The sequence below is a fragment of the Streptomyces altiplanensis genome (assembly GCF_053591575.1).
On sequence record NZ_JBSFUB010000033.1, the window covers coordinates 23,470 to 41,223 of the forward strand.

At 71.2% G+C, this 17,754-nt stretch carries 15 protein-coding genes and 1 riboswitch; of the genes, 8 read left to right on the forward strand and 7 right to left on the reverse strand.

The features are described from left to right. Position 1 precedes the first annotated feature (1 nt). The 5 genes from ACWD0Y_RS16885 to ACWD0Y_RS16905 all read right to left on the reverse strand — a co-directional run bounded on the left by ACWD0Y_RS16885 (position 2) and on the right by ACWD0Y_RS16905 (position 7,133). Positions 2-457, reverse strand: a complete 456-nt coding sequence (locus ACWD0Y_RS16885) for a roadblock/LC7 domain-containing protein (RefSeq protein WP_450261116.1) — start codon at positions 455-457, stop codon at positions 2-4. 25 nt (positions 458-482) lie between these two features. Continuing rightward, positions 483-2,024, reverse strand: a complete 1,542-nt coding sequence (locus ACWD0Y_RS16890; RefSeq protein WP_450261117.1) for a sensor histidine kinase — start codon at positions 2,022-2,024, stop codon at positions 483-485. Positions 2,025-2,705: 681 nt separating this feature from the next. Beyond that, positions 2,706-4,943, reverse strand: a complete 2,238-nt coding sequence (gene secD, locus ACWD0Y_RS16895) for a protein translocase subunit SecD (RefSeq protein WP_450261144.1) — start codon at positions 4,941-4,943, stop codon at positions 2,706-2,708. Positions 4,944-5,512: 569 nt separating this feature from the next. Continuing rightward, a complete protein-coding gene (locus ACWD0Y_RS16900; protein WP_450261118.1) occupies positions 5,513-6,175 on the reverse strand; it encodes a response regulator in 663 nt (220 codons plus the stop codon). Beyond that, entirely contained in the window at positions 6,168-7,133 is a 966-nt protein-coding gene (locus ACWD0Y_RS16905; RefSeq protein WP_450261119.1) for a HAMP domain-containing sensor histidine kinase, read from the reverse strand. The genes ACWD0Y_RS16900 and ACWD0Y_RS16905 overlap by 8 nt, the downstream gene beginning before the upstream one ends. Before the next feature lie 392 nt (positions 7,134-7,525). Here ACWD0Y_RS16905 and ACWD0Y_RS16910 point away from each other — a divergent pair, with 392 nt between their 5' ends. From ACWD0Y_RS16910 to ACWD0Y_RS16925, 4 genes are all read left to right on the forward strand, one after another. Continuing rightward, positions 7,526-7,852 carry a TraR/DksA C4-type zinc finger protein gene (locus ACWD0Y_RS16910; RefSeq protein ID WP_450261120.1) on the forward strand — a complete coding sequence of 109 codons (327 nt, stop codon included), beginning with the start codon at positions 7,526-7,528 and terminating at the stop codon, positions 7,850-7,852. A 61-nt stretch (positions 7,853-7,913) separates the two neighbouring features. Then, entirely contained in the window at positions 7,914-8,285 is a 372-nt protein-coding gene (locus tag ACWD0Y_RS16915; RefSeq protein ID WP_450261121.1) for a TraR/DksA family transcriptional regulator, read from the forward strand. 5 nt (positions 8,286-8,290) lie between these two features. Continuing rightward, positions 8,291-9,109, forward strand: coding sequence for a rod shape-determining protein (locus tag ACWD0Y_RS16920; protein WP_450261145.1), 819 nt, complete (start codon positions 8,291-8,293; stop codon positions 9,107-9,109). A 395-nt stretch (positions 9,110-9,504) separates the two neighbouring features. Continuing rightward, positions 9,505-11,274: an ABC transporter ATP-binding protein gene (locus tag ACWD0Y_RS16925; RefSeq protein ID WP_450261146.1), complete on the forward strand. Its 1,770-nt coding sequence runs from the start codon at positions 9,505-9,507 to the stop codon at positions 11,272-11,274. 308 nt (positions 11,275-11,582) lie between these two features. Here the strand turns inward: ACWD0Y_RS16925 and ACWD0Y_RS16930 are convergent, their stop codons facing one another. Next, positions 11,583-12,404, reverse strand: coding sequence for a hypothetical protein (locus ACWD0Y_RS16930; protein ID WP_450261122.1), 822 nt, complete (start codon positions 12,402-12,404; stop codon positions 11,583-11,585). 166 nt (positions 12,405-12,570) lie between these two features. Further along, a complete protein-coding gene (locus tag ACWD0Y_RS16935; RefSeq protein ID WP_450261123.1) occupies positions 12,571-13,338 on the reverse strand; it encodes a DeoR/GlpR family DNA-binding transcription regulator in 768 nt (255 codons plus the stop codon). A gap of 167 nt (positions 13,339-13,505) precedes the next feature. Here ACWD0Y_RS16935 and ACWD0Y_RS16940 point away from each other — a divergent pair, with 167 nt between their 5' ends. From ACWD0Y_RS16940 to ACWD0Y_RS16955, 4 genes are all read left to right on the forward strand, one after another. Then, positions 13,506-14,753 carry an MFS transporter gene (locus tag ACWD0Y_RS16940; RefSeq protein WP_450261124.1) on the forward strand — a complete coding sequence of 416 codons (1,248 nt, stop codon included), beginning with the start codon at positions 13,506-13,508 and terminating at the stop codon, positions 14,751-14,753. Further along, on the forward strand, positions 14,750-15,364 hold the full coding sequence (locus tag ACWD0Y_RS16945; RefSeq protein ID WP_450261125.1) for an HAD family hydrolase: 615 nt from the start codon (positions 14,750-14,752) through the stop codon (positions 15,362-15,364). Before ACWD0Y_RS16940 ends, ACWD0Y_RS16945 begins: the two co-directional genes overlap by 4 nt. A 240-nt stretch (positions 15,365-15,604) precedes the next feature. After that, a riboswitch (cobalamin riboswitch) is annotated at positions 15,605-15,752 on the forward strand. A 145-nt stretch (positions 15,753-15,897) separates the two neighbouring features. Next, positions 15,898-16,965, forward strand: coding sequence for a FecCD family ABC transporter permease (locus tag ACWD0Y_RS16950; RefSeq protein WP_450261147.1), 1,068 nt, complete (start codon positions 15,898-15,900; stop codon positions 16,963-16,965). Beyond that, entirely contained in the window at positions 16,965-17,750 is a 786-nt protein-coding gene (locus ACWD0Y_RS16955) for an ABC transporter ATP-binding protein (protein WP_450261126.1), read from the forward strand. Before ACWD0Y_RS16950 ends, ACWD0Y_RS16955 begins: the two co-directional genes overlap by 1 nt. Positions 17,751-17,754: the final 4 nt, after the last annotated feature.

Genomic DNA, 17,754 nt, shown 5'->3' on the forward strand with positions numbered 1-17,754 from the left:
CTCAAAGCCTGCCCTCGAGCGGTGCACCCATCGGCTGGCGGGCAGGCGTGGAGAGGAACGGGCGTACGGACTTCACGAGCATGCCCATCTCGTAGCCGAGCGTGCCGGGGTCGGTATTCGGCCCGGCGAGCACGGCGAGTACGGCGCCGCTGCCGGCCGAGGAGACGAAGAGCAATGCGGTGGTCAGCTCCACCACCACCTGACGCACCTCGCCGCCGTCGGCGAAATGCTGGCCGACTCCACGTCCGAGGGAGCTGAGCCCTGATGCCAGAGCGGCCAGGCGGTCTGCCGCGTTGTCGTCGAGATCCACGCCGTGTTCGGCCTTCGTGGAAGCGACGGCCCTTTTCAGGCCGTCGGAGGACAGCAGTAGTGCGTGCCGGGTCCCCGGCACCTTCACCAACAGGTTCTGCAGGAGCCAGTCGAGCCGGTCGGCGTGGCCAGTACGGATGTCGCTCACGGTGGCGTTCTCTTTCCTCGGGGGGTTAGTAGCGGTCGCTGTCGGCGGGACTGCCGTCGGACGCGTCATCGGCAAGGCCCCAGCCCTGCCGGAAGGCACCCAGTAGTCCCGGCGTGGGCTCCGCTTCCTGCTCGTCCCCCGTCGTGCGATTCTTGGGCGTCTCCCGGAGCTCCGGCACCAGGTTTTCCTGTGCCCGGCGCTTGGGCAGCTGAGGCCGCCGGTCCTCGGCGCCGGCATCCGGGGAGCGCATGTCATTCCTCGGTGTCACTGGCTCGGCAGCCCGGTAGTGCTGCGGCGGTGTGGGCGGCCGGTCCCACGCGGCGGCCTCCGGCTGTGGCTGTGGCTGTGGCTGCGGCTGCGGGGCCGTTTGCTGAGCGGCCGCAGTCCGGGGTGCCGGCGGGGCCTGGACGGAAGGGCTCTGTACCGGCGCCGCGGGGGCGTGCCGGGGCGTCTCGGTCCCCTGCTGCGGCGCGGCGACGGACTCCTCGCCCAGCAAGCGGTGCGGAAGCACCAGGACTGCCTGCACTCCGCCGTAGATGTTGGTCTGCAGTGTCACCGGGATGCTGTGCCGACGGGCCAGCGCGGACACCACGAAAAGACCGATACGGCCGTCGGCGAGCAACTTGCCGACGTCGATGTGGTCGGGGTCGGCAAGCAGCTCGTTGAGCCGGGCCTGGTCCTCGACGGGAATGCCCAGACCGCGATCCTCGACCTCCACGGCCAGGCCGGCCGTGACGATGCGGGAGCGCAGCAGCACCTGGGTGTGGGGGTCGGAGAACACGGTGGCGTTCTCGATCAGTTCGGCCAGCAGGTGAACGACGTCGGCGACGGCGTGGCCCTGCAGCGTCCCCTCGATCGGCGGCACGAGCTTCACCCGGGAGTACTGCTCCACCTCGGCGATGGCCGAACGCAGCACTTCGTTCAGCGCCACCGGGCGGGTCCACTGCCGGCGGGAGACGGTGCCGCCGAGCACCGCGACGTTCTCCGCGTGCCGGCGGGTGCGGGTCGCCAAGTGGTCCACGAAGAAGATGCGCTTGAGGAGTTCGGGGTCTTCGACCTCACGCTCGAGATCGTCGAGTTCTTTGATCTGGCGGTGTACGAGGGACTGCAGCCGCCGCGCGAGGTTGACGAAGACCTCGACCTTCGCCCGGTTTCCCTCCGGGGCCGGCCGGGGAGGCTGGACGGCGGGCGCGGCAGGGCGGGCCGCCTGGACGAGGGCCGCCCCGGCCTGCCACTGGCCGAGCTGGATCGCGTATTCGAGACGGGCGAGCGCATCGCCTTCGGCCGGGGCCTCATGGGCGAACGGAGGCAGCTCGAGCCGCTCGCCGTTCTTCAGCCGACGCAGCAGGGCCTGCAGGTGCAACTCGCCGGCGGCGGCGGTGCGGTACAGGCGCTCGTACCGCTGCGACCGTGCCCGGGCCTCGGAACGGGACGTGACCACGGCGCCGGCCAGGAAACCGCCGCCGAGAGCAGTGGCGGCAGCGAGAACGGCCCAAGTGGTGGCGTCGGCAGCGCCCTCCTGAGAGAGTAGGACGAATACGACGGTGGCAGCCGAGACCACCGCCATGCCTGCCACGGGGACGACGGCGAGCCGCAGCAAGACGGAGCGCGAGCGGGAGTCCGGGGCAGACTCCTGGGCCGACGCTCTGCCGTGCCTCTTCCGTCCCCGCGTCGGGGGCGCGGAGATGGGCCGACTGGGTTCCGGGCGCGCTGAATAAGTTGGGGGTTCAGACATCGGAGTCCTCTCGATCGGCCTCGGAACAGGGGGGAAGCACCGCAGGCCGACCGTCAACACGGGGGAACCATCGGACAGTTAATAGCATCGGTACCCTACGACACCCTCATCCAGGTGACGTAATCACTCCGGGGCCTCCGTCCGCCTCGAAACGCACGTCCGAAAGCAGGCCCCAACTGGCCCTTTCCGGCGGCCACCTTGAGCAGCCGGGCTTCTTCCCGCTGTCGTGATGGTGCGTCATGGTCCAGTGGCGGCACCGGGCATGCATGTGTCGTCGGCAGTAGTGCATGAGTTTTACTGATCAACAATGAGGGTAAGGGGTGTGGCCGACAGCGCAGAGACACACCCCCCTCGCTGCGACGCGCTCGTACCGCACTGACCGTCGCGGGTGCCAATGTCCTGGTGGCGCCGGCCCCGCCGCCCGCGGGCCGCCCGTTCTCCTGCGGGGCCCCGCTCCCGGCGAGGCACGGTGCCCGGCCGGGAGCGGGGCCGCTTCCGCGCTCCTGCCGCCGATCAGGTGTTGCCCGGCGGCCGGGTGCCGCGGGCGTGGAGCCCGACGGCCAGGGGCGCCGCGGTGAACATCGAGGAGTAGGTGCCGACGACGATGCCGATGAGCAGGGCCAGGGCGAAGTCGGTCAGGGAGTCCCCGCCCAGCAGGGCGAGAGCGGACAGGATGAACACCGCGCCCATACCGGTGTTGATGGTGCGCGGAACCGTCTGCAGGATCGCGGTGTTCGTGACCTTGGCGAAGGGGGACTTGCGGTCGCGCGCCCACAGTTCCCGGACGCGGTCGAAGACGACGACGGAGTCGTTGACCGAGTAGCCGATGACGGTGAGCAGGGCGGCAAGGAACACTCCGTCGATGGGCTTGCCGAGCCAGGCGAAGACGCCGATGAGGATGAGCGCGTCGTGCGCCATGGCGGCGACCGCCGCCGTGCCGAAGGTCCAGCGGAAACGGACGGCGAGGTAGAGCAGCTGGGCGGCCAGGGCCGCGGCGAGTGCGATGACGGCGCCGCGGCGCAGCTCTTCGCCGAGGCTGGGACCGATCAGTTCGTCCCGGACTTTCTCCGCGGTGCCCGCGAGGCCCCCGACCGTCTCGGTGATCCGGGCCTCCTGGGCGTTCGACAGCTGATCGGTGCGCACGGTGAGCGTGTCGTCCCCGGAGGCCTGGACGACCGCGCGGGGGAAGCCGGCGTCGGCCAGGGCGTCGCGGGCACGGTCGGCCGATACGGGTGCCGCGGTGGAGTATTCGATGAGCCTGCCGCCGGTGAACTCCACACCGAAGTCGAGCCCCCGGACCGCGATGCCTGAGGCGGCCAGGACGAGGGCTGCGGCGGAAAGGGCGAGCCAGCGGCGCCGGTGGCGCATCAGGTCCGGGCCGCGGCGGCCGAGCCGGTCGCGCACACGGCCGGCGCCGGCGATGCCGGTGAGGCGGGGTCGTCGCCGTACGGGGCCGCGGGCGACGGCGAAGTCGGCGAGGACCCGGGTGACCACCAGGGCGCTGAGCATGGAGGCGAGGACGCCGATGCCCAGGGTGACGCCGAAACCGCGGACGGGTCCGGAGGCCAGGAAGAACAGCAGGCCGGCGGCGATCAGGGTGGTGATGTTGGAATCGGCGATGGCGCTGAAGGCGTTGCGGAACCCAGCCCTCAGCGCGGAGCGCAGACTCGTGCGACGGCGGGCGGCGTACTCCTCGCGGGCCCGCTCGAAAACGAGCACGTTGGCGTCGACCGCCATGCCGATGGCCAGGACGAACCCGGCGAGCCCGGGCAGGGTCAGGGTGGCGCCCATAGCGGCGAGCGCGGCATAGGAGATCAGCCCGTAGCAGCCCAGGGCCAGGACGGCCAGTGTGCCCATGAGCCGGTAGACGACGATGAGGAACAGCGAGGTCAGCACGGTGCCGATGACGGCGGCCTGGGCGCTGGCCCGGATGGCCTCGGCCCCCAGGGTGGGGCCGACGGTACGCTGCTCGACGATCTCGACCGGCACCGGCAGGGCCCCGCCGTTGATGAGCAGGGCCAGTTCCTTGGCCTCTTCCACGCTGAAGGAGCCGGTGATCTGAGTCGATCCGCCGGTGATGCCGGTACGGCAGTGCACGGAGGGGTCGACCTGGGGCGAGGAGATGACCTTGTCGTCCAAGGCGATGGCGACGCGGCGCGCGGGATCACCGGCCGGGGCGCAGGCCGCCGTGCCGGTCAGCCCGGCCCAGCGGTCCGCGCCCGCGTCCTTGAAGTCGACGCCGACGAACCAGCCGGCGAGGCCCTGCCGGCCGATCCCGGCTTCGGCGCTGTCGACGTCCGCTCCGGTCAGCTCGGACGGGCCGAGGCGCAGGGGCTGTCCTTCTTCGTCGGGCAGGACCTGTTCCTTCGGGCGCTTGGGAAGCGGCTCGGACGCCTCCTGGCCGGGCTCGGCGGTGCCGAGCACGGGGTGGAAGGTGAGCTGGGCGGTACGGCCGAGGACGTCGGCGGCTTCCTTCGGGTCCTGGACACCGGGCAGTTCGACGATGATCCGGTTGTCGCCGGACCGGGCGATGGCGGGCTCCGCGACGCCGAGCGCGTCGACGCGGCGGCGCAGTACCTCCATGGTGCGGTCGGTGGCCGTCGTGCCGGCCTCGACGGTGGGGGAGTCGCGGGTTTCCAGCACGATCTGGGTGCCGCCGCGCAGGTCGAGGCCGAGGCGGGCCGGAACGGTCGTGGCGATGTAGAGCGACAGGGCTACAACAGCGAGGGCGAGAAACGCCCGTACACGCATGGTGCGCGTCAAGAGTGCCTCCAGCAGGCATACCGCAGCCGCCACGGGCGGTGCGGAAGAAGACAAGGGGGAATGTCAGGTGCCTGAGGGAGGCGGCGGTGCCCGCCCGGTGTGACGCGTGGTGTGCTCAGGAGGTGCCGTCTCCGGCGCGGGCCGCAGCGGTGCGCCCGGCCCGGGCCGCGGCGGCGCGGGACACGAGGGGAGGGGGGTGCTGCCGGGCGGCGGAGCGTGCCGCTCGCCCGGGGTGTCCCGGCATACCCGTGCGGGCGTGCCGCAGAGGACGGTGGCGCACGGATCGTCGGCGTGCGTGCCGCCGCCGTCCGCGGCCGCGGACGTCCGCGGGGCCGGTGCGCTCTGTGACGGTGGCGCGAAGGTGCCGAGAACGGTGAGGAGCCCGGCGAGAGCGAGCAGTACGGTCAGCAGCCCGCGTGCGGCTGCCCGGTGCGGACGGCCACCGCGGGGGGCGGCGCGGCGGAGCTGGGCCATGCGCGCCTCCTCCTCGGCGGCTCGGGCCGCTCACGGCCCGGCGCGGGGTGTGAGCGGCTGTTCTCCGGTCGGTGCGGGCAGGGTCAGGGTTCGATCAGGCCGGCCCGGATGGCGTAGCGGGTCAGCGCCAGGCGATCGCGCAGACCGAGCTTGTGCAGCAGGTTCGCCCGGTGACGCTGGACGGTTTTGACGCTGATGAACAGCGTTTCGGCGATCTCCTTGGAGGAGTGGCCCTCGGCGACGAGCTTGAGGATCTCTTCCTCGCGGGCGGTGAGGATCCGGTCCGGGACCTCCTCGCCGCCCCGGGCCCGGTCGAGGTAGTTGCGGATGAGGGCGGTGACGGCGCCCGGATAGAGGAACGACTCGCCGCGCATCGCCGCCCGGCACGCGTCGACCAGGTCGCGGTCGGCGACGGACTTCAGGACGTATCCGCAGGCTCCGGCCTTGAGCGCCTCGAAGAAGTACTGCTCGTTGTCGTACATCGTCAGCATGAGGATGCGCAGGTCGGGTCGGAGCGCGGACAGCTCCCGCGCGGCCTGCAGCCCCGTCATGCGCGGCATGGCGACGTCCAGGACGGCCAGATCCACGGTGTGGGCGCGTGCCATGGCGATGGCCTCCGCGCCGTCGCCCGCCTCGGCGACGACCTCGAGGTCGGGTTCGCCGTCGAGGATGAGCCGCACGCCGCGGCGGACCAGGGCGTGGTCGTCGGCGAGCAGGATCCGGATCGGAGCTTCCTTGTCAGGCATGGTCTGCGTCCTTCATCGTGGCGGCGGGTACGGACAGGGACACGCGCGTGCCCTTCCCGGCGCCCGAAGCGATGTCGAGTGTGGCGCCGACGAGCAGGGCACGTTCGCGCATCCCGCGAATTCCGGCGCCCTCCCGGAAGATCCCGCTCCCATGACCGTCGTCACTGATGCGCAACACCACCGAGGCGGCGCTTCGTCGCAGGCTCAGCTCGACCCGTTCCGCCTCGGCGTGGCGGGCGACGTTGGTCAGCCCCTCCTGCGCGACCCGGTAGAGCACCAGTTCCGCCTGCGGGTCCAGCGACGGCAGGGGCGAGTCGAAGTGACGTGTGACCCCCAGACCGGTGTGGGTCGCGAAATCGGTGGTCAGGGCTGTCAGCGCACTGATCAGGCCGAGGTCCTCCAGGACGCCGGGGCGCAGTCTGCGCGCGAGCCGGCGCACTTCGTCCAGACTCTCGCGCGTGATCTCCTGCGCCTGGTGCAGCTCGGGGCGCAGCGAGTCGGGGGCCCGGTTCGCCGCTCGCTTCAGGCCGAGCAGGACGGCGGTCATGCTCTGCCCGACCTCGTCGTGCAACTCCTGCGCGATGCGCCGCCGTTCGGCTTCCTGGGCGGACAGGGCACGAGCACTGCTCAAGGCGCGTTCGGCTTCCAGCCGGTCCAGCATGGCGTTGAAGGTGCGGATCAACTCGGCCACCCCGCCGTGCCCGGCCACCGGCAACCGCTGCCCCGGGCGCAGCAGGTCCACCCTGGTCATCAGCCGGGTGAGCCGGTCCAGCGGGGTCAGCCCGATCCGCAGCAGGGCGGCGTTGGCGACCAGCATGACGGCCAGGCCGCCGACCAGGATCACGGCTTCGGTGAGCAGCACCGGCACCGAGACGGTCACCGGCGCCCACAGCAGCAGCGCCGTGGCCGCGCCCAGGACAAGGGCATTGAGTCCGAAAATCCGCCAGAACAGGGACACAGCGGGTTGAGCCTCCTTGATTCGCACTGTCCCCACCACTATCGGTTACGGCTGGACAGAGCCCGCGCCGGGCGACCGGCTCGTGGCAGGCGGCCTCATGCCGCCCTCGACGCCCAGCCTGCCCGCAGCCCGGGGCCCGGGTCGAGGGGATGGTCCAGCCATCTGTGCCCCGCGACCGGGCGCGCTGCCCCCGGCCGCATACATCCTCAAGCCCCCCGGAAATGGGTACCGCGGCCGATGGCCTTCCGCGGGCGGGCCGACCAGGGTGGGGCCAAGAACCCCGGAGCCGGCTCGTCGCCATGGCCGCGCGCAGTCGTGGCACGCGCCCCGCCGGTCCGCCCGCCCCCGAACGCGCCCCGCGGACACCACCGCCGTCGACAAGGACTGGACCCATGCCGCTCGATACCGCCCGACCCGGATCCCGCCCGGAACGCCTCACCGCCCACGAGGCCCGCCAGCGACTTGAGCACGAGCGCGACTCGCGGCTCGTACAGCTCAAGGCGCTCGAAGAGGCCGGGCAGGAGGCGGACGACCACTCCATGGCCGTGCAGAAGGACTCCCTGCAGCGCGTACTGAAAGACATCGGCGCCGCCTTCGGCCGCGTCGACGACGGCACCTACGGAACCTGTCAGGACTGCGCCCAGCCCATCCCGGTCGAACGGCTGGAGATCCTGCCGTACGCGCGCTGCTGCGTCGGGTGCCAGCGCCGCTCGGCCTGACAACGGCCGTCAGCGGCAAGGGGGTCGCTCTCGTGTTCCGCTCCTGTGGAGGCGTGAAGAAGTGAAGAACCAGGTCATCGGCGCCGGCAGTGCGGGCCTCCGCCCAGCCGACCTCGCCGCGTTGCGCGAGAGCCTGCGGGAGCAGCGGCTCTTCCGCCAGGAGCAGTTGCGGCAGATCGGAGCAGCCGCGCAGACGCGTACGGACCGGGTACGAGGACGGCAGGCCCCCGCGCAGATCGAAGTCCGCATCAAACTCGCCGCCTCCGCCCGCATGGTCCTGGCCGATGTGGAAGCAGCATTGGAGCGAATGGACCGGGGCCAGTACGGCAGGTGCCACCTGTGCACGCAGCCCATCGCTCTGGACCGCCTGAGGATCGTGCCGCAAGCCCGCTACTGCGCCCGCTGCCAGCAGGTCAAAGAGGCAGGACGGTGACCGGCATGCGCCCCGGCTTCGCGTCCACCCGCCACTTCCCGACGGCAACCCGGCCGGTGTGCCGGCTGTGCCCGGGCATCGCACTCGACCTGGGCAGCGCCCGCACCAGGGCCTGGATGCGGGGCCGCGGGATCATCCTCGACACACCCACCGTGACCTTTCCGGGCACCGGAGCCTCCTCCCCCATCCAGCGCGGCACCATCGTCGACCCCGAGGGCACCGCCCGGATGCTGGAACGCCTCCTGGCCCGTCACATCCCCGCCTCAGGCCGCCCCCTGATCGTCCTGACCACCCCCGTCCTGGGCGGCGTCGCCTACCGCAAGGCAGCGCGCACCGCGCTGGACGTGCTCCGGCCACGCACCATCCTGACCATTCCCAGTGCCCCGGCCGTCGCACTAGGCGCCGGCAAAGACATGACCCGTCCCCTGCTCATCGTGGACATCGGCGCCCACCTCACCGAGGTCTTCCTCCTCGACGACGGCGCCGTCGCGGACGCCCACAGCATCGCCCTGGGCACCGATGACCTCGACCGCACGGCCACCCACCGCGATGTCACCGAAGCGGTGACCGCGAAGGTCGCCGACATGCTCAGACTGGACCACACCTCCCAGACGTTCGACGCCCTCCACAACGGAGTCCTCCTGGCCGGGGGTGGCGCCCTGCGCCCCGAATTCGCCCACCAGCTCACCGGAGAACTCCGCGTGCCCGTGCGGCCGGTTCCCGGGCCCCACAACGCCGCCCTGCGCGGCGCGGCGAGAATCCTCGAATCAGCCCACGGTCACCCTTCCGTCACAGGCCCGGCCGCTCACCCGCCGAAGAGGTAGCCCACGCCGTCGGTCCACCGGCCCCCGCCGCCATTGCTCCGCCACCGTCGCCCGGGTGTGAATGACACGTCGGCAGGGGCGTGCTGACGCGTTTACGGCGTTTCCGATGGCCGGGAAAAACGCGTGGACCGTCCGGACGCCGTCGCGGGACACTGCGGTTACTGGCCTCCGTACTCGCGCCGGCACGTCGCCGCGAGCCGCGCGGGGGCTCCGTCGTTGTGCCCGGCCTGTCGGAAGACGATCCGACCGAGGGCATTCGACCGAACCGAACCGTTCCGAGGCCAGTACCGCAACGCCGCCTCCCCGCAGACGCGTGGAGCGGGCTCGCCGCACGACCGCACAAGGTGGGGACGGGATTGCCTGAAGCACGTGAGGAACCGCCGGGCAGGGGAGCGGTGCTCCTGGCACTGCGTTACTACGGACGGGAGTTGGCCCGGCTCCGGTGGCTGACGGCACCCGCGATGCTGTTGCCGGCACTGGGCAACATCGGCATCAGTTACATCGCGCCGCTGATCGTCGCGAAGCTCGTCGGTCACATCGCCGACGACGGCGGTACCACTCTCGGTCCGATGCTGCCTTACGTGCTCGGCTTCGCCGGAGTCCTGCTGCTCGCGGAAGCGTTGTGGCGCATCGGTCTGCACTTCCTGAACCGCCTTGACGCCCGGGGCATCGAGCACCTGTACGTGATCGGCATGGACGAGCTGTTCGCCAAGGACGCCACGTTCTTCCACGACAACTTCGCCGGCTCGCTGACCAAGCGGGTCCTGAGTTTCGCCTCCCGCTTCGAGGAGTGCGTCGACACTCTGACCTTCTCGGTCGTGGGCAGCTTCGTGCCACTGCTGTTCGGCTCGGTCGTGCTGTGGAGTTACGAACCGCTGCTCGTCGTAGGTCTCCTGACGATGATCGCGCTGACCGCGCTGTGCGTGACGCCCCTCATCCGGCGCCGCCAGGCACTCGTCGACCAGCGCGAGGAGGCGATCGCCCGGGTGTCGGGTCACGTCGCCGACAGCCTGATGAACATGGACACGGTCCGGGCCTTCGGCGCCGAGGAACGCGAGGCCGCCGAACACCGGTCCCGTGTCGCGGAGTCACGGCGGCTCACGTTGCGGTCCTGGGATTACGGCAACCTGCGCATCGACACGCTGGTCGCTCCGATGTCCGTGCTGACCAACGTCATGGGCCTACTGCTCGCGGTCGCTCTCGGCGGGGGCGAGCACGGCGTGGAGGCGGTCGTGGTCGCCTTCACGTACTACACCAACGCGACGCGGATCATGTTCGAGTTCAACCAGATCTACCGCCGCCTGGAAAGCTCGATGACAGAGGCCGGGCAGTTCACCGAACTGCTGCTGACACAGCCGACCGTGCTCGACCCGGCGTCGCCGCAGCCGCTGCTGTCCAAGGCCGCCGATGTCCGCTTCGAGCAGGTGACCTTCGCCCACGCGGGTGCGAAGCCGCTCTTCGAGGGCCTCGACCTCGAGGTGGGCAGTGGCGCGAAGATCGGTCTCGTCGGCCGGTCCGGCGGTGGCAAGACCACGCTCAGCCGGCTGCTGCTGCGTATGACGGACATCGACGCCGGCCGGATCCTGATCGGCGGGCAGGACATCAGCACGCTGCGCCAGGCCGATCTGCGCAGCCTGATCGCCTATGTGCCGCAGGACCCGGCGATGTTCCACCGCACGCTGCGGGACAACATCGCGTTCGCCCGGCCGGACGCCACCGACGCCGAGATCCGCCGCGCGGCCGACGCGGCTCACGTCACGGAGTTCGCCGACGCGCTGGCGGACGGCTTCGACACCATGGTGGGCGAGCGGGGCGTCAAGCTGTCCGGCGGACAGCGGCAGCGGGTCGCCCTCGCCAGGGCGATTCTGCGCGACGCGCCGATCCTGCTGCTCGACGAGGCGACCAGCGCCCTGGACTCCGAGAGCGAAGTCCTCGTCCAGAAGGCGTTGTGGCACCTCATGGAGGGGCGGACGGCACTGGTGGTGGCGCACCGGCTCAGCACGGTCGCCACCATGGACCGACTCGTCGTCCTGGACCACGGGCGGATCGTCGAGGAGGGCACGCACCGGCAGCTGCTCGCGGCGAACGGCGCCTACGCGAAGCTGTGGCAGCACCAGTCGGGCGGCTTCCTGGACGACGCCCCCGCGCAGGCCGGCCCGGCCTGAACCGCGTGGCCGGGGGCAGTGCGCCAGGGCGCGGACGCATGACCTCGGGCGCCGGCGTACGAGCGGCGTCCGGGGCGCCCGTCTGCTGCCACCGGCGGGCCCGGCGCGGCTGTCGCCGCGAAGGGCGCGTGGCCGGTGGGCTTCGGCAGGCCCGGCGCCGTAAGCGGTGGGTGAAGGCAGACGCGGACCCGGGGGACGGTCGCGACGGTGCCCGTCCACCCCGCCCGACGGACATGAGAGACGCGGTCCCTCACCGGAGGCCGCGGCCCGCCTCCGGCACGGTCGTCGAGCCAGGGCCGGGACGGGCGTCAGCCCGGCGGAGCCTCCGACGCGCGCCAGGCGGTCGCGAGTCCTTCCAGCCATGCAGGAGGCAGTTCCGCGTGTTCCCATTCCGTCCGGAACGCTGATGGCGCGGCGGCGAGGCGTTCGAGTACGGCGATGCTCGTGGGGGAGTGGAGGAGGGAGTAGCGGCCGTGGACGGCAATGCGGCTGCGGGGCCCGTACCGCGCGTACAACTGAGCCAGCCGCTCCCGGTGGGACTCGGTGAACTGCTCCAGCCGGCCGGCGTACCCGACCCGTTCCACGACGCTCATCGTGCCGAGTACCGCGGTGAGGACCTCGTCCGACACCTCGGGATCGAGGTCCGAGACGTCACTGAACGCGAGGTAGAGCGGCGTCACGGCGACCTTCGCACGCTCTACGTCCACCCTCCCCACGGGGTGACCGCCTCGCACGGCGTCCCGTGGGGAGCCGGACATCGCCGGGCCGATGGCACGCTCAAGGGCTCGCTCGGCGATGCGGGCGAGTTCGTCACCGACGGCCCGGGCGCCGTCGTGCCAGCCGGTGCCGTACGACTCCCCCTTCTCGTCCGGGGCGCCCTTCTCCTTCTCTGCCTCGCTGTGTGCGTCTGCGATCGCGCCGGCCTCGACGAGCGCGATCAGCTCTTCGGCTTCGCTCCGGAGCATTCCCGTGCGGCCCAGGAGTTCGAAGAGGGTCTTCTTCGCGTTCATGACGCTGGTGGAGTCCAGCGGGTGCCGGCCCGTTTCGGCGGTGTTGATCGTGTCCTCCTCGTCGACCTTGGTCCGGTGCTTCCGCGGGTGTTTCAGCAGGACGTGGCTCTTCTGTCGCACTCTCCGTGCCTCGGCTATGAGGTTTCCGGCCGGCAGCGGCCGCCGCCCACCTTCTCAAGTCTCCACGACACGGCCGGTCGTCGCCGCGCCCAGGGCTGTTTCGGACCGCCTTGCGTCCGTACGAACCGGCGGAAAGAGAGCGGAGACGGGCCTCCGGACATCCGTCTCAGGCGTCCGCCGGGCGTACCACCTCCACCCCCTGGTCCCGCAGCTCCTGCACCACCGAGGAGTCGTCGGGGGCGTCCGTGACGATGAGGGCGATCTGTTCCATCGAGCAGATACGTCCCAGCGCCGTGCGACCGAGCTTGTCGGCGGTCGCGACGAGGACCACCCGCTGCGCCGCCTTCACGGCGGCGCGCTTCACCTGTACGTCGTCCAGGTTGTAGGCGGTGGCGCCCTGGACCGGGTCGACGCCGCAGCACCCCAGGATGAACGTGTCGAAACACAGGTCCTTGAACGTCTGGACAGGGGCGTGGCCGTAGAAGGAGAGCTCCTCGGGCCGCACCTGCCCGCCCGGCATCAGCAGCTGGATGCCGGAGTGCCCGGAGAGAGTGAAGGCGGCGTGCAGGGAGAGCGGAGTGACCGTCAGCTGACGGCCGGCCATGGCCTTGGCGATGGCGACGGCCGTCGTGCCGGTGTCCAGGGCGACCGTCTCGCCGTCGGTCAGCAGGCCGACCACCGTGCGGGCCAGCCGCTCCTTGGCCTGCACCTCGGACATGGCACGAATGGCGTACGGCGGCTCGACACCACCGGGCAGGTTGCTCAGCGCGCCTCCCCGCACCCGGCGCAGCGCGCCCCGGGACTCCAGGACCTCCAGGTCCCGGCGAATGGTCATCTCCGACGCCCCGGTGGCCCGGGCCAGCTCGGCCACGGTCGCGCGGTTCTCCTTCATGAGCAGCGCCACGACGAACTTGTGCCTCTCCATCACGTTCATGTTTCTGCTTGTAGCACAGAAGAGCGCCCTCGCGAGCATACGCACATCAGAACTGTTGAAACGAACGACTCTCGTGAGTAATGTTCGGCTCATTGTGTGAATTCAAGCGGTCTTCAAACGCGAATCATGTTCGTTCAACAGTCAATGATGAAACGGTGAGGAGAACGATGCCCGCAACCAGTGAGGCCGGCCCGCCGGACGCGGGAAGGCCGCTGCTCACCACCGTCGCGATCGCCGCCTCGTGCGTGGCGTTCATGGTGATCGGAGCCCTGCAAGCGCTCTACGGTCCGGCGATCCCGGCGCTGCGCGACGAGTACGGGCTCAGCCCGGCCACGGCCGGGCTGAGCCTCAGCGCACACTTCATCGGCGCCCTGCTGGGCGTGCTGGTCTACCACGTCCTCAGGGGCCGTCTGAGCAACCGCGTGCTGCTCGGCGGCTCCTACCTGCTCATGGCGGCCGGCGCGGTCGGCTTCGCGTTCTCCCCGAGTTGGGGCCTCGCGCTGACCGGCACTTTCGTCATCGGCCTGGGTTTCGGCGGCATCGACTACGGCCTGAACCAGCTCTTCGCCATCGGCTTCGGCCGCCGCAGCACCGCCATGCTCAACCTGCTCAACGGCCACTTCGGTGTCGGCGCCATCGCCGGCCCGGCCCTGATCGCCCGGCTCGGCGCGGCGAACTACCCGGCGATCTTCATCGGCATCGGAGTGCTCTGCGTGCTGATCCTGTTCACGCTGGGCGGGGTGGCCGCCAAGGAGCCCGAGCCGGTCGTGGCGGAAGGCGCTTCGGCGGGCGGGGCCCGGGTCCTTCCGATCATCGCGGTGTTCATCGGCGTCTACGTCCTGCACGTGGCCATCGAGACCGGGGTCGGCGGCTGGGAGCCCACCCACCTCGAAGCGGTGGGGTACGGCGCCGCCACCGCCGCGACGGCGACATCGGCGTACTGGGCCGCCATGACGATCGGCCGGTTCATCGCCGCCCCGCTCAGCCTGCGCTTCTCCGCACCGGCGATCCTGATCGTCTGCTGCGCCGGCATGGCGGGCTTCCTGCTCCTGGCGACCGTTCCGGCGCTCGCCCCGTACGCCTACTTCGGTGTCGGCCTGATGATCGCGCCCATCTTCCCGACCTGTCTGCCCTGGCTGAACCGCGCCGTGCCCGGCTTGGCGGGTGCCGGCGCCTATGTGATCGCCGCCTCGATGATCGGCGGTGTGGCCTTCCCGCCGCTGCTCGGCGGGGTGATCGACACGATGGACGTGAAGGCGGTGCCGCTGGTGCTGTTCGCACTCGCCGTCGCCTGTGCGGTCCTGAGCCTGTGGCTGCACACGAACGCACCCGACCCCGATGGTGTCTCCCGCCCACGCGAAGCGAGCCGGACGGACGCCGCCGCGACCCGAGGAACTGAGGCAACCGAGGCATGAAAGCCGTTCTCTTCGACATGTTCGGTGTCATAGCGCGTGTCCAGTCACCCGAGTCCCGAGCTGTGCTGGAACGCACGGCCGGCGGCGAAAGCGACCGGTTCTGGGAGGCGTACTGGTCCCGGCGCACCCCCTACGACCGCGGCGACGTGACCGGTCCGGCGTACTGGAAGGGGGTCTGCGCCGAGCTCGGAATCTCTCTGGACGCGCGCCTGACCGACGATCTGATAGCCGCCGACCTGGCCGGCTGGAGCGAGACCGACCAGCGCAGCGTCGATCTGCTCACCGCCCTCGCCGACCGCGGGATCACCTGCGGCCTGCTCTCCAACATCCCCGAGGAACTGGCCGTGCGCTACGAGACCAGCGAGCCCTGGCTGGAGCACTTCTCGGTGATCGGCTTCTCCTGCCGGATCGGCAGCGTCAAGCCCGAACCGGCCGCCTACCAGTGGTGTGTCAGGGCACTGGGACTGCCCCCTGATGAGATCCTGTTCGTCGACGACCGGGCCGAGAACGTCCGGGCCGCCCAGGAACTGGGGCTCCAGGGGCACGTGTTCACCTCCCCCGCCGAACTGGAGACCACCCTGCGTGCCACGCCGGAGGCTGCGTCGCAGTGACGACGGCCACCCTTGCTCCTCGCGCTCCGCGCCGCCGCGCAGGGCTGATTCCCGCCACCGTGCCGGGAGACCGAGACGGGCCGCGGTCTCGCGGGGGCGCCCTGCTCCAGGGCGTGCCGGCCGGCCGCGGCCCTGGGCGCGAGCCGCTCTGTCCGGGGCCGGCAGCAGACGGAAGCCGCGAACGCCGGCACGGATCCGGCCACGCTGCGTGTGCACGACGGGGTGTGCGCCGGATTCTCCCCTGGCGGGGCGCCCTTCCGTACGCGCTAAGCTGCAAGCGCCCCGCGGGGGAAGTCCGGTCGAAGTCCGGCGCTGACCCGCAACGGTAGGCGGAGCCCAACACGTGGCCCCGTAAGCCCGGTTACCCGCGGTGGTGATGGCTCCTGTCAATTCGCCGTGGACTGCGAGAGGGCGCTGCGCAGGGCGCCCGGCGTCCCGGGCCGCTCCTTTGCTCACGCAGGTGCACGGCCCGAGGCGAAAGCGAACCGCCCGTGGCCACACCCCTCGAACTCAAACCCGCCCTGCCACCGCACCTGCCCCGCGCCGGCGCCGGCCCCGCGCCGCCCCAGCGCGTGTCACTGCCGCTCCTCCTCACCGCCCTGTGCGCCGCGCTTGTGCTCTCCATCCTCTGCGGGGCGGGGATCGGGGCGTCGGGGCTCTCCTGGGGGGAGGTGCTGCGCCATCTGTGGGCCGGGCTGACAGGCGGACTCATATCCCCCGACCAGGTCCCGGCTTACACCATCGTGTGGGAACTGCGCTTTCCACGAGCCGTACTGGCCGCAGTCGTCGGGGCCGGCCTGTCGGCCATCGGCGTCGCCGTGCAGGCCATGGTCCGCAACGCTCTCGCCGACCCGTTCGTCCTCGGCATCTCCTCCGGCGCGGCCGTCGGCGCCAACGCCGTGCTCCTGTTCGGAGCCTTCGGCGCGCTCGGTCTCTGGGCCCTGTCCACGGCGGCCTTCCTCTCCGCGCTCCTCGCCATGACGCTGGTGTACGCCATCGCCCGCACCGCTGACGGCCTGACCCCACTGCGGCTCGTCCTGACGGGCACCGCGATGTACTACGGCTTCTCGGCCGTCACGACGTTCATGGTGTTCGCGGCCGAGCGTGGTGAGGCGGCCCGCTCCGCGATGATGTGGCTGCTCGGCAGCCTCGGCGGAGCCAACTGGGCCTCCGTACCGATCGCCGCCGGAGCCGTACTCGCCGGCCTCGCCCACCTCACTGTGTCGGCGCGCCGCCTGAACGCCCTGGCGATGGGCGACGAGACCGCGGCCGCCCTGGGGGTGGACGCGGGGAAACTGCGCAAGGAACTGTTCCTGGTCTGCGCGGCCGTCACCGGGGCGGTGGTGGCGGTGAGCGGCGCGATCGGCTTCGTCGGACTGATGGTCCCGCACGCCGCACGGATGCTGGTCGGCGCGGACCACCGCCGGCTGCTGGCCGTCGCACCACTCGCGGGCGCCGTCCTGCTGATCTGGGTGGACATCCTGTCGCGCGTGGTGCTCGCGCCCGTCGAGCTGCCGGTGGGCGTACTGACCGCGGTCATCGGTGTGCCGTGCTTCGTCCTGCTGATGCGCCGTCGCTCCTACACCTTCGGAGGCGCGTGATGCGGATCGACATCGATGAACTGACGGTCGAGATCTCCGGTGCGCGGCTGGTGCGGGAGGCCACGCTGCGAGCGCCCGCCGGGCAGGTCGTCGGGCTTGTCGGACCCAACGGCAGCGGGAAATCCACCCTGCTGCGCTGCGTCTACCGGGCCCTGCGTCCCTCGGCCGGTACAGTCCGGCTCGACGGTGCGGACCTCCACGCCCTGAGCGCGCGCGAAGGCGCCCGTCGGCTGGCCGCACTGCCCCAGGAGGTGGTCACCGAGTTCGACTTCACGGTCGCCGAAGTCGTGGCGATGGGGCGGCTGCCGCACCAGCGGTCGGTGGCCCGGACCACCGACGAGGACCGGCGGACGTGCGAGGCCGCCCTGGCGCAGGTCGGCGCCGGTCACCTCGCCGGCCGTGGCTTCCTCACTCTCTCCGGCGGCGAGAAGCAGCGGGTCCTGATCGCCCGCGCGCTCGCTCAGCAGCCTCGGGTACTGGTGCTCGACGAGCCCACCAACCACCTGGACATCGCCCAGCAGCTGGACGTGCTGGCCCTGGTGCGCGGCAGCGGGCTGACCGTGCTCACCGCACTGCACGACCTCAACCTCGCCGCACTCCACTGCGATCTGCTCCATGTCATCGACAGCGGCCGGATCGTCGCCTCCGGCGCTCCGCACGACGTGCTCACCCCCGAGCTGCTGGCCGAGGTCTTCGGCGTACGGGCGCACCGCGTACCGCATCCGGAGTCCGGCGCCGTACAACTGCTCTTCGACCGTCTCCCGTCCACTCACCCCGCTTCCTGAGGAG